This is a genomic window from Streptomyces venezuelae, assembly GCF_008642295.1.
GTDB lineage: Bacteria > Actinomycetota > Actinomycetes > Streptomycetales > Streptomycetaceae > Streptomyces > Streptomyces venezuelae_C.
Genome location: NZ_CP029190.1, coordinates 4,525,940 through 4,537,627 on the forward strand (window position 1 = coordinate 4,525,940; position 11,688 = coordinate 4,537,627).

At 72.3% G+C, this 11,688-nt stretch carries 12 protein-coding genes; 6 read left to right on the forward strand and 6 right to left on the reverse strand.

Features of this window, described 5'->3' with window-relative positions:
* Window positions 1–86: 86 nt before the first annotated feature.
* On the reverse strand, window positions 87–434 hold the full coding sequence (locus DEJ50_RS20325; RefSeq protein WP_150209382.1) for a hypothetical protein: 348 nt from the start codon (window positions 432–434) through the stop codon (window positions 87–89).
* 23 nt (window positions 435–457) lie between these two features.
* On the opposite strand from DEJ50_RS20325, the gene DEJ50_RS20330 reads away from it, so the two are divergent.
* Entirely contained in the window at window positions 458–1,162 is a 705-nt protein-coding gene (locus DEJ50_RS20330) for a uridine kinase (RefSeq protein WP_150209383.1), read from the forward strand.
* A gap of 207 nt (window positions 1,163–1,369) precedes the next feature.
* Here the strand turns inward: DEJ50_RS20330 and DEJ50_RS20335 are convergent, their stop codons facing one another.
* Complete coding sequence (locus DEJ50_RS20335; RefSeq protein ID WP_150209384.1) at window positions 1,370–2,086, reverse strand: SigE family RNA polymerase sigma factor; 717 nt, start codon at window positions 2,084–2,086, stop codon at window positions 1,370–1,372.
* A 166-nt stretch (window positions 2,087–2,252) separates the two neighbouring features.
* On the opposite strand from DEJ50_RS20335, the gene afsQ1 reads away from it, so the two are divergent.
* Genes afsQ1 through DEJ50_RS20350 form a run of 3 tightly spaced genes read left to right on the forward strand, consistent with a single transcriptional unit; the run spans window position 2,253 to window position 5,141 of the window.
* Window positions 2,253–2,930 (forward strand): two-component system response regulator AfsQ1, encoded by a 678-nt coding sequence (afsQ1, locus tag DEJ50_RS20340; RefSeq protein WP_190344991.1) that lies wholly within the window; start codon window positions 2,253–2,255, stop codon window positions 2,928–2,930.
* Window positions 2,927–4,432, forward strand: a complete 1,506-nt coding sequence (locus DEJ50_RS20345) for a sensor histidine kinase (protein WP_150209386.1) — start codon at window positions 2,927–2,929, stop codon at window positions 4,430–4,432. Before afsQ1 ends, DEJ50_RS20345 begins: the two co-directional genes overlap by 4 nt.
* Window positions 4,419–5,141: a hypothetical protein gene (locus tag DEJ50_RS20350; protein WP_150209387.1), complete on the forward strand. Its 723-nt coding sequence runs from the start codon at window positions 4,419–4,421 to the stop codon at window positions 5,139–5,141. The genes DEJ50_RS20345 and DEJ50_RS20350 overlap by 14 nt, the downstream gene beginning before the upstream one ends.
* 61 nt (window positions 5,142–5,202) lie before the next feature.
* Here DEJ50_RS20350 and DEJ50_RS20355 read toward each other — a convergent pair whose 3' ends face one another.
* The 4 genes from DEJ50_RS20355 to DEJ50_RS20370 form a co-directional block, all read right to left on the reverse strand.
* The gene (locus tag DEJ50_RS20355) at window positions 5,203–5,637 is read right to left on the reverse strand and encodes a CBS domain-containing protein (RefSeq protein WP_150209388.1); all 435 of its coding nucleotides are present in this window, start codon (window positions 5,635–5,637) and stop codon (window positions 5,203–5,205) included.
* A 150-nt stretch (window positions 5,638–5,787) separates the two neighbouring features.
* The gene (locus DEJ50_RS20360) at window positions 5,788–7,437 is read right to left on the reverse strand and encodes a phospho-sugar mutase (RefSeq protein ID WP_150209389.1); all 1,650 of its coding nucleotides are present in this window, start codon (window positions 7,435–7,437) and stop codon (window positions 5,788–5,790) included.
* A 61-nt stretch (window positions 7,438–7,498) separates the two neighbouring features.
* On the reverse strand, window positions 7,499–8,305 hold the full coding sequence (locus DEJ50_RS20365) for a purine-nucleoside phosphorylase (RefSeq protein WP_150209390.1): 807 nt from the start codon (window positions 8,303–8,305) through the stop codon (window positions 7,499–7,501).
* A 141-nt stretch (window positions 8,306–8,446) separates the two neighbouring features.
* Window positions 8,447–8,884 (reverse strand): gamma-glutamylcyclotransferase, encoded by a 438-nt coding sequence (locus DEJ50_RS20370; RefSeq protein WP_150209391.1) that lies wholly within the window; start codon window positions 8,882–8,884, stop codon window positions 8,447–8,449.
* 184 nt (window positions 8,885–9,068) lie between these two features.
* On the opposite strand from DEJ50_RS20370, the gene DEJ50_RS20375 reads away from it, so the two are divergent.
* Together DEJ50_RS20375 and DEJ50_RS20380 are read left to right on the forward strand one after the other, a co-directional pair.
* The gene (locus DEJ50_RS20375) at window positions 9,069–10,508 is read left to right on the forward strand and encodes an NAD(P)H-quinone dehydrogenase (protein WP_150209392.1); all 1,440 of its coding nucleotides are present in this window, start codon (window positions 9,069–9,071) and stop codon (window positions 10,506–10,508) included.
* 177 nt (window positions 10,509–10,685) lie between these two features.
* The gene (locus tag DEJ50_RS20380) at window positions 10,686–11,639 is read left to right on the forward strand and encodes a DeoR/GlpR family DNA-binding transcription regulator (protein ID WP_150209393.1); all 954 of its coding nucleotides are present in this window, start codon (window positions 10,686–10,688) and stop codon (window positions 11,637–11,639) included.
* The last annotated feature ends 49 nt before the right edge of the window (window positions 11,640–11,688 follow it).

Consider the following 11,688-nt stretch of genomic DNA (forward strand, 5'->3'; position numbering starts at 1 on the left):
ACCCCCACACGGTTTCCTCCGGGCGCTCGCCCTCCTTCGCCGACGCGGCCCCTTCGGCTCACTCGCCCGCGCGGGCTGCGAGGGGGCTACTTGCCGCCGGTCAGCGGGCCGAGCAGGGAAGAGGCCGCGGCGGTGGGCAGTTCGCCGACCGAGGGGCCCTGGGTGAGTACCCCGGTGACCATCGTGGTCCCCACCGCCGGGAAGTCGGCGACCTGTGTGCCGAACCCGTTGTCCAGCGGGTCCACGCCCGTGCCGGCCAGCGGGTTCACCTTCAGGTTGGTGATCGGGTCGGTGATCCCGGCCAGCGCGTGCGGCACGGAGACCTCCGCCTGGGCCGTGCCCGCGGCCATCGCCAGGGCCGCGCCGGCCATCGAAACGGTCAGACCGGCGCTGCGGAGGGCCTGCCGGGGTGCAGATGTTGCGTGACGTCCCATGTACTCAGCGTAGTTGAGATGTGATGCTGAATACCAACGGGCCTCCGCGGGGGTCCCCTGCGCGGGGTAATGCGTCACACTGGTGTCCCGTGAGCTGTTCATCTCCCCTTCCGACGCGCGTTGTCCTGCTGACCGGTCCTTCGGGTTCCGGAAAGTCCTCGCTGGCGGCCCGGTCCGGGCTGCCGGTCCTGCGCCTCGACGATTTCTACAAGGAGGGGTCGGACCCGACCCTCCCCCAGGTCGACGGCAGCTCCGACATCGACTGGGACTCCCCGCTGTCCTGGGACGCGGAGGCCGCCGTCGCCGCCGTCGCCGACCTGTGCGGGACGGGCCGGACCGAGGTGCCGGTCTACGACATCGCCACCAGTTCCCGGACCGGCTCCGAGACCCTCGACATCTCCCGCACCCCGCTGTTCATCGCGGAGGGGATCTTCGCGGCCGACATCGCGGCCCGGTGCCAGGAACTGGGGCTGCTGGCCGATGCGATCTGCCTGCGCGGGCGGCCCTCCACGACGTTCCGGCGGCGGCTGGCCCGGGATCTGCGCGAAGGACGCAAGTCCGTGCCGTTCCTGCTGCGCCGGGGATGGCGGCTGATGCGCGCCGAGCGGGGCATCGTGTCCCGGCACGTTGCGCTGGGGGCGTACGCCTGCGGCCGGGACGAAGCCCTGGGCCGCCTCGCCGCGGCAGCGGCCGGCCGGCACCGCACGCCGACCACCGCCACGGCGTAGCTCCGGCCCGTTCGGGCCCCTTCCGGCCGGTTCCGCCCAAGCGGTTGAACCCGGGCCCGGCAGCGGACGTGGATCGGGTGGGCGGCGGAACCCGCCCGGAAAACGGAACAGCGCGGGATCAGTCGGACCCCCGGCCGACTGATCCCGCGCGTTCCCCCATGGCCGCCGTCCCACCCCCGCAGGACGGTCCCCCGTGGCCGGTGGCTCTCAGGCGACGAGCTCCTCGAAGGACTCCGCCTCGTCCCGGCCGAAGCTCAGCGCCTCGTCCTCGCGCAGCCGGCGCAGCGACCGCCAGATGCTCGACTTCACCGTGCCGACGCTGATGTCCAGGATCTCGGCGATCTCCGGGTCCGTACGGCCCTCGTAGTAGCGCAGCACCAGCATGGTGCGCTGCGGCTCGGGGAGGCGGGCCAGGGCCTGCCACAGGACCGCGCGGAGCTCGGTGCCGCGCATCGCGTCCGAGTCGCCGACCGTCTCCGGCAGCTCCTCGGTCGGGTACTCGTTCAGCTTGCGCCGGCGCCAGGCGCTGATGTGCAGGTTGGTCATGGTCCGGCGCAGGTAACCGCCGACCGCCGCCTTGTCGGTGATCCGGTCCCAGGCGCGGTACGTCGAGAACAGCGCGCTCTGCAGCAGGTCCTCGGCCTCGTGCCGGTCGCCGGTCAGATGGAACGCGGTCGCGAACAGTGCGGCCCGGCGCTCCTGTACGTACGCCGTGAACTCGGCCTCGGAGGAGGGCGACGGCGCGGTCGGCGCAGCCGGCGCAGACTGTGTGCGCTGCGCGGGAACCGCCTGGTACTGGTTCGCGTCAATGGCTGTGAGATGAGCCGGCCGGGGCCGGGAGACCGTACGGGCAGCCGTCCGGCGGTTCACATCGTGCAGCCGCGTGACAACCGCGCTGGGCGTGGTGCTGTGCAGCGTGTTCATCTCGCGCCTCCTGATCGGTCCGACATCGAAAAGACTGCCCGGCCGACTTAACCGAGGTGTCCGCCGACTGTCACAGGGCTGTCACAGCCGCCTGTCTCCGGACCGCCCGCCGATCGTCGGCGTCCGACGGTCGAAGTCCGAAGGGGGCATGGGACAGAATGAGCGGGTGCCTTTCCTGTTGCTGATCGAGGACGACGACGCCATCCGCACGGCCCTCGAACTCTCCCTGTCACGCCAGGGCCACCGTGTGGCCACCGCGGCGACGGGCGAGGACGGCCTGAAACTGCTGCGCGAGCAGCGGCCGGACCTGATCGTGCTGGACGTGATGCTGCCCGGGATCGACGGCTTCGAGGTCTGCCGGCGGATCCGGCGCACCGACCAGCTGCCGATCATCCTGCTGACCGCCCGCAGCGACGACATCGACGTGGTGGTCGGACTGGAGTCCGGTGCGGACGACTACGTGGTCAAGCCCGTCCAGGGCCGGGTGCTGGACGCCCGCATCCGGGCCGTGCTGCGCCGCGGCGAGCGCGAGGCCAGCGATTCGGCGACCTTCGGGTCCCTGGTCATCGACCGGGCCGCGATGACGGTCACCAAGAACGGCGACGACCTCCAGCTCACCCCCACCGAGCTGCGCCTGCTGCTGGAACTCAGCCGCCGGCCCGGCCAGGCGCTGTCCCGGCAGCAGCTGCTCCGGCTGGTGTGGGAGCACGACTACCTCGGCGACTCCCGGCTGGTGGACGCGTGCGTGCAGCGGCTGCGCGCCAAGGTCGAGGACGTGCCGTCCTCGCCGACGCTGATCCGGACCGTGCGCGGGGTCGGCTACCGCCTGGACTCCCCGCAGTGAGCCGTGCGCTGCTCGCGGGCCGGCGCTGGACCAGCCTGCGGCTGCGGCTCCTGATCGTGTTCGCGCTGGTCGCGCTGACGGCGGCGGTGTCGGCGTCCGGGATCGCGTACTGGCTCAACCGGGAGGCGGTGCTCACCCGTACCCAGGACGCCGCCCTCGGGGACTTCCGGCAGGAGATGCAGAACCGGGCCGCGGCGCTGCCCGGCGACCCGACCCCGCAGGAACTCCAGCGCACCGCCGAGCTGATGGCGGGCAGCGCCCCCGGCTACAGCGTGCTGCTGGTGGACGAGCGCAAGAGCGGGCACAAGGTGTCCGGTTCGGCCGGGCCGGACGCGTTCACGCTGGAGGACGTACCGAAGTCCCTCCAGTACGCGGTGAACGACCGGCAGAAGGTGACCGCGGCCAACGACGCCGAATACCACATGTACTGGCAGCGGACGAAGCCCGACGGCAACCCCTACCTGGTGGGCGGCACCCGGATCGTGGGCGGCGGGCCGACCGGCTACATGTACAAGTCCCTGGCCACCGAGCGGGACGACCTGAACGCGCTGGCCTGGTCGCTGTGCATTGCGACGGCCCTGGCCCTGCTCGGCTCGGCGCTGCTCGCGCAGGCGGCGGCGCGGACCGTGCTCAAGCCGGTGCAGCGGCTGGGCGATGCGGCCCGCCGGCTGGGCGAGGGCGAGCTGGACACCCGGCTGGACGTGTCCGGCACCGACGAACTGGCCGATCTCTCCCATACGTTCAACAAGACGGCGGAGGCGCTGGAGCGGAAGGTCGCCGACATGAGCGCCCGGGAGGAGTCCAGCCGGCGGTTCGTGGCGGACATGTCGCATGAACTGCGGACCCCGCTGACCGCGTTGACCGCGGTGACCGAGGTGCTGGAGGAGGAGGTCGACGGCCTCGACCCGATGATCGCGCCGGCGGTGAACCTGGTGGTCAGCGAGACCCGGCGGCTCAACGACCTGGTCGAGAACCTGATGGAGGTCACCCGCTTCGACGCGGGCACGGCCCGGCTGGTGCTCGACGACGTGGACGTGGCCGACCAGGTGACGGCCTGTATCGACGCGCGGGCCTGGCTGGACGCGGTGGAACTGGACGCGGAGCGGGGCATCGTGGCCCGGCTGGACCCGCGGCGGCTGGACGTGATCCTGGCGAACCTGATCGGCAATGCGCTCAAGCACGGCGGCTCGCCGGTCCGGGTCTCGGTGCGGGTGGACGCGCAGTGGCTGGTGATCGAGGTCGCGGACAACGGCCCGGGCATCCCGGAGGACGTGCTCCCGCACGTCTTCGACCGGTTCTACAAGGCCAGCGCCAGCCGGCCGCGGTCGGACGGCAGCGGGCTCGGACTCTCCATCGCGATGGAGAACGCGCACATCCACGGCGGTGACATCACGGCGGCCAACTCCCCCGGGGGCGGAGCGCTGTTCACGCTGCGGCTGCCGGTCGACGTGGGAAGGGTGAGCCCCGGTGGCGAGGACACGGATACGGATGCGGATGCGTAAGCGGGTACGGGTGCCGGTGCGGGTACGGCTGCGGGTGCCGGTTCGGACGGGGGTTCGGGTCGGGGTGGCCGGGGCCGTGCTGCTGCTCTCCGGGTGCGGGATCCGGGCCACCACCGTCCCGGTGGACGTGGGCGCGGCCCCCTCGCGGGTGTCCTGTGACATCCCGGCGCAGAACGGCGCGACCTCCGTCCAGGGCTTCCGGGCCACGGTGGAGCTGGTCTGCGGATCGCAGCTGGTGGGAGTGGAACGGGTGGTGCCGGCCCCGGAGAAGCGGCCGGTGCGGGAGCCGGAGGCGCTGGTGGCGCAGGCGCTGCTGGAGGCGCTGGAGCGGCATCCCTCGGGCGAGGAGCGGGAGGCGGGGTTCACCACCGGGGTGCCGGCCGGGCTGTCCGCGGTCCGGTCCCGGTCCGGGGACCCGCAGGGCACCCTGCGGCTCAGCCGCCGGCCGGAGGACCTGCCGCCGGTGGCGCTGGCCCAGGTGGTGTGCACGCTGGCGGGCAGCGAGGCCGTTTCGGCCGGCCCCGGCCCGGTGATCCTCGGCGGCCCGGACGCGGATCCGCCGCGCAAGTGGGAGTGCACGGATGCGATGCGGACCCGCCCGGAATCGGTGCCCACCCTGGGCGAGATAGCCCGTACGACGCCCTCGCCGGCCGGGACGCCCTCGCCGGGCGGATCTCCCTCGGCGTCCGGGTCTCCCTCGGCGTCCTGACGGCCCGAGCCCGGTGGCGGGGCCGCTCAGGTCCGCCACCGGGCGCCTTCGGGGAGCGGGCTCAGTTGGCCGCGTACAGCCGGACGGCGAATTCGGCGATCTGCTCGTCGGAGAGGTTCTTCGCCAGATTGGCCTCTGTGATCATGCCGATCAGGCGGTGGCCGTTCTGCACGTCGATCACCGGCATCCGCTTGATCTGGTGCATCTCCATGCTGTCCACGGCTTCGTTGGCGCTGCTGTCCGCGTCGATCCAGTGCAGGTTCCCGCCGAGCTCGCCGGCCTTCATCGTCGCCGGGTCCTTGCCCTCCGCGCAGCACTGGATCACGATGTCGCGGTCGGTGATCAGGCCCTGGAGCCGCTGGTCGTCACCGCAGATCGGCAGACAGCCGACGTTCAGATCACGCATCATCCGCGAGGCTTCGAGCAGGGACTGGTGCTCGCCCACGCACTGCACTCCGGCGGTCATGATGTCCCGGGCCCGCAGGTTCTTCGCCATGGTTCCTCCTTGGTTGCCATCGTTCCCTGTGGTTCCCACTACGAGCACAGCACGGATGGCGGGACACGGCGCGCCGGGCACAGGGCGCGCCGGGCCTGCGAAGGCCCCCGGACCTGGGAGGTCCGGGGGCCTTCGGGGGAGCCGGGCGGGTCAGATGCCCGCGGCGGCGGCCAGGTCCTTCTTGACGGCGGCCAGCACGTCGGCACCGCGGCTGCGGGCCGAGGCCAGGTCGGAGGCGTCCGCCACCGGGACCACGACCTCCAGGTAGCACTTGAGCTTGGGTTCGGTGCCGGACGGGCGGACGATCACCCGGGCCTTGTAGTCGCCGTCCAGGTAGTAGCGCAGGCCGTCGGTGGGCGGCAGCGCCTCGGTCCCCTGGGTGAGGTCCTCGGCAGAGGTCACCCGCAGGCCCGCCAGGGCGGCCGGCGGTTGCTCCCGGAGCTGCCGCATGGCGTTGGCGATCACCGACAGGTCCTGGACCCGGACCGACAGCTGGTCGGTGGCGTGCAGGCCGTGCTCCATCGCCAGGTCGTCCAGCAGATCGGTCAGGGTGCGGCCCTGCTCCTTGAGCTCCGAGGCCAGCTCGGCCACCAGCAGAGCGGCGGTGATGCCGTCCTTGTCGCGGACGCCCTCGGGGTCGACGCAGTAGCCGAGCGCCTCCTCGTAGCCGTAGCGCAGGCCCTCCACCCGGGAGATCCACTTGAAGCCGGTGAGGGTCTCCTCGTAGCCGACCCCGGCGGCTTCGGCGATCCGGCCCAGCAGCGAGGAGGAGACGATGGACTCGGCGAACACGCCCCGAGCCCCCTTGTGCACCAGGTGCGCGGCCAGCAGCGCGCCGACCTCGTCGCCGCGCAGCATCCGCCAGCCGCCCTCGACGGCATCGTCGGGAACCGCCACCGCGCAGCGGTCGGCGTCCGGGTCGTTGGCGATCACGATGTCCGGCCCCGCCGCGCGGGCCGCCTCGAAGGCGAGGTCCATCGCACCCGGCTCCTCCGGGTTGGGGAAGGCCACGGTGGGGAACGCGGGGTCCGGCTCGGCCTGGGCGGCGACCAGGACGGGGGCCGGGAACCCGGCCCGGGCGAAGGCCGCCGTGACGACATCCTTCCCGACGCCGTGCATGGCCGTGTAGACGGTCCGCACGGTCCGGGGGGACGCCGGGCTCAGGACGGCGTCCGTACGCGCCAGGTAGGCCTCCAGGACCTCGTCCCCGAGCTGTTCCCAGCCCTCCGCCGGACGCGGTACGCCGTCCAGCGCGCCGACCGCCGCAATCTCGGCGGCGATCTCCGCATCCGCCGGGGAGACGATCTGGGAGCCGTCGCCGAGGTAGACCTTGTAGCCGTTGTCCCGGGGCGGGTTGTGGCTCGCGGTCACCTCGACGCCGGCGACGGCACCCAGGTGCCTTATGGCGTACGCGAGGACGGGCGTCGGCAGCGGGCGGGGCAGTACGGCGGCACGCAGACCCGCACCGGTCATCACCGCCGCGGTGTCGCGGGCGAAGTCCGCCGACTTGTAGCGGGCGTCGTAGCCGACGACGACCAGGCCGCCCTCGTGGCCCTTCGCCTTGAGGTAGGCCGCGAGGCCCGCCGCGGCCCGGATGACCACCGAGCGGTTCATCCGCATCGGACCGGCCCCGATCTCGCCGCGCAGTCCGGCGGTGCCGAACTGCAGGGTGCCGGAGAAGCGGTCCTCGAGCTCGGCGAGGTCCTGTGCCCCGATGAGCCCGCGGAGCTCCGCGGCGGTCTCGGGGTCGGGGTCCTCGGCCAGCCATGCCTGGGCCCGTGCGATCAGATCGTCCTGCACTACTTCCGCCTAACCTCTCGCGTCGCCTACGCCTCGTGCTACCAGCGTCCTACCAGCCTGCTCAGATCCGGGCGAGGACCTGGGTGAGCAGCTCGCCCATCCGGGCGGCCGAGTCGCGGCCGGCCTGGAGGACCTCTTCGTGGTTGAGCGGCTCGCCGGACAGGCCCGCCGCCAGGTTGGTGACCAGCGAGATGCCGAGCACCTCGGCGCCGGCCTCACGGGCGGCGATGGCCTCCAGCACGGTGGACATGCCGACCAGGTCGGCGCCCATGACGCGGATCATGTTGATCTCGGCCGGGGTCTCGTAGTGCGGGCCGGGGAACTGGACGTAGACGCCCTCTTCGAGGGTCTCGTCGATCTCCTTGCACATCGCGCGCAGGCGGGGCGAGTAGAGGTCGGTGAGGTCCACGAAGTTCGCGCCGACGATCGGCGAGGTCGCGGTGAGGTTGATGTGGTCGCTGATCAGGACCGGCTGGCCGGGGCGCATGCCCTCGCGGAGGCCGCCGCAGCCGTTGGTGAGCACGACCGTCTTGCAGCCGGCGGCCACGGCGGTGCGGACACCGTGGGCGACCGCGGCGACGCCGCGGCCCTCGTAGTAGTGGGTCCGGCCGAGGAAGACCAGCGCGCGCTTGTCGCCGATCTTGTACGAGCGGACCTTGCCGCCGTGGCCGGCGACGGCGGCTGCGGGGAAGCCGGGCAGCTCGGTGATCAGGAACTCGGCCTCGGGCGCGCCGAGGGCTTCGGCGGCCGGGGCCCAGCCGGAGCCCATGACGAGGGCGACATCGTGGGTTTCGGCGCCGGTGAGCTCACGCAGACGCGAGGCCGCGGCGTCGGCGGCGGCGTGGGGATCGGTAACAGATGCGTTCACGCAGACGAGCGTAGCCGCTCCCGGCCTACGCGCGTAGATGGCACAGCTCACGGTGTTCGGATCGTTGCCTTGTCGTTTCCGACGATTTGCGCCGGTCACCTGCGACGCAGCCCCGTTTCCGGGGCCTGCGGGGGCGGAAGCTCAGCAGGGACGCTTGCGGAGTTCCATCACATAGTCGTGCGGGGCACCCGCGGACTCCGCGGCGTCGGCGATCTCGCCCAGGTAGCGGGCCGAGGGCAGGCCGCCCTCGTAGCCGTTCAGGACGTACACCCAGGCCGCCTCCTCGCCGTCCAGGGTGTGCACCCGCACCCGCATCCGGCGGTAGATGTCGAGCCCGACACCCTCCCAGCGGTCCATGGACTCCTCGTCCGCGGGCGCGATGTCGTAGAGCGCGACGAAGACCTGCTGGCGCGGGGCCTCCACGATGGTGGCGAGGGCGCCCTCCCAGCCCATCTGCTCGCCGCCGAAGGTCAGCCGCCAGCCGTTGATCCAGCCCGTGCCGCGCAGCGGGGAATGCGGAGCGCGGCGCGTCATCAGCCGCGGGTCGAGGTTGCCGGCGTACGCGGCGTAGAGCGACATGAGGTCGAGGGTACGGGAGGGGTGGCGCTGGACGCCCGTCGCCCGTACTCCCGGATGGCCGCCCCGGGCGGAAGCACCTTGAAGCGTGCGGGACAATGGGGCACGGAATGCATCCCCCGGGGCGAGCCCCCGGACACACCGGCCGGGGCGGCTGCCGGCCGGGCAGACGTGAGGCGGACTTTTCGTGACCCGGATCGTGATCATCGGCGGCGGACCCGGCGGGTATGAGGCGGCGCTCGTGGGCGCTCAGCTCGGCGCGGAGGTGACCGTCGTGGACTGCGACGGTCTGGGCGGGGCGTCGGTGCTCACCGACTGCGTTCCCTCCAAGACCCTCATCGCGACCGCCGAGGTCATGACGAACTTCGATTCGTCCTACGAAGAGCTGGGGATCATCGTCGCGGACGACACCCCGCACCTGGAGCAGGCCGCCCGCGTGGTCGGCGTCGACCTGGGCAAGGTCAACCGCCGGGTGAAGCGGCTGGCGCTCGCGCAGTCGCACGACATCACCGCCTCCGTCACCCGGGCCGGCGCCAAGGTCATGCGGGGCCGCGGCCGGCTCGGCGGTCCGCAGGGCATCGACGGCACCCGGGACGTCATCGTCACCGCCGCCGACGGCACGGAAACGATTCTGACCGCCGACGCGGTGCTGATCGCCACCGGCGGCACCCCGCGCGAGATCCCGGACGCCCAGCCCGACGGGGAGCGGATCCTGAACTGGACCCAGGTCTACGACCTGGACGAGCTCCCCGAGGAGCTCATCGTGGTCGGCTCGGGCGTCACCGGTGCCGAGTTCGCCGGTGCGTACCAGGCGCTGGGCTCGCGGGTCACCCTCGTCTCCTCCCGCGACCGGGTGCTGCCCGGTGAGGACCCCGACGCCGCCGCCGTCCTGGAGGACGTCTTCCGGCGCCGCGGCATGAACGTCATCGGCCGGTCCCGCGCCGAGTCCGCCAAGCGCGTGGGCGACCGGGTCGAGGTCACCCTCTCCGACGGCCGGGTCCTCTCCGGCACCCACTGCCTGATGGCGGTCGGCGCCATCCCGAACACCAGGGACATGAACCTGGAGGAGTCCGGGGTCCGGCTCAAGGAGTCCGGCCACATCTGGACCGACAAGGTGTCCCGCACCTCCTCGCCCGGCGTGTACGCGGCCGGCGACGTCACCGGGATCTTCGCCCTGGCCTCGGTCGCGGCCATGCAGGGCCGGATCGCGATGTACCACTTCCTCGGCGACGCGGTGGCCCCGCTCAACCTCAAGACGGTCTCCTCGAACGTCTTCACCGACCCGGAGATCGCCACCGTCGGCTACACCCAGGCCGATGTGGACGCCGGCAAGATCGACGCCCGGGTGGTGAAGCTGCCGCTGCTGCGCAACCCGCGCGCCAAGATGCAGGGCATCCGGGACGGTTTCGTGAAGCTGTTCTGCCGCCCGGGCACCGGCATCGTGGTCGGCGGCGTGGTCGTCTCCCCGCGCGCCAGCGAACTGATCCACCCGATCTCGATCGCGGTCGACAACAACCTGACGGTCGAGCAGATCGCAAACGCGTTCACCGTGTACCCCTCGCTGTCCGGGTCGATCGCCGAGGTGGCCCGCCAGCTGCACACCCGCAAGGCGTCCGGGGAGGCGTAACCGCCCGCGAACGCCCGCCGCCCGCAAGGGGGTTGGGGGTGGGGTGCCGGGACGGCCCCGGATGTTCACGAACAACTCGGGCCGCGTATACCACTAGTCACCCCACCTTGCGAACAACTTCGGTATTCCGGCGCAAAGAGCTGAAAGCAGACGGTCGTCCGCGTTACCGTCTGTTTCGTGTTCGCTGCAGAACGTCGCCAGTTGATCCTCGAAATGGTGCGCGCCAACGGAGCCGTGTCGCTCCGTGAGCTCGCCCGCGTCGTCCAGACCTCCGAAGTGACCGTACGGCGGGACGTGCGGGCGCTGGAGGCAGAAGGACTCCTCGACCGCCGGCACGGCGGTGCGGTGCTGCCGGGCGGGTTCACCCGTGAATCCGGCTTCCCGCAAAAGTCCCACCTCGCGACGGCGGAGAAGACCGCCATCGCCGATGTCGCGGCCGGTCTGGTCGAAGAAGGCGAGGCCGTGGTCGTCGGCGCGGGCACGACAACCCAGGAGCTGGCCCGCCGGCTCGCCCGGGTACCCGGCCTGACGGTGGTGACCAACTCCCTCCTGGTCGCCCAGGCGTTGGCCCACGCCAACCGCGTCGAGGTTGTCATGACCGGCGGCACCCTGCGCGGCTCCAACTACGCGCTGGTGGGCAGCGGGGCGGAACAGTCCCTCCAGGGGCTCCGGGTCTCCCGCGCCTTCCTGTCGGGCAGCGGCCTGACGGCCGAACGCGGCCTGTCCACGTCCAACATGCTCAGCGCGAGCGTGGACCGGGCGCTGGTGCAGGCGGCGGCGGAGGTGGTGGTCCTCGCGGACCACACCAAGCTCGGCACCGACACCATGTTCCAGACGGTGCCGACGGACGTCATCACCCGCCTGGTCACGGACGAGCCGCCCCCGCACGACGACCGGGCGGGCGCGGAGCTCCAGGCCCTCGCGGACCAGGGCGTCCAGGTCACGGTCGCGGGCTCCGGCCCAACCACCGGCGTCGACGGCCTCCCGGGCCGCCGCCCCCGCCGCGAATCCCCCCTCCCGGTCCAGCGGCGGGGCGGCCCGAGCGCCCAGCTCCGCAGCGCCCCGGTCCTGACGGACCCGACGGACCGTGAACGGGACCGGGCGCGGGTGGCGGACATGCGGCGGCGGTAGCGAACTGCAAGAAGAGACAGCGGTGCCCGCCTCGCGTACGCGAGGCGGG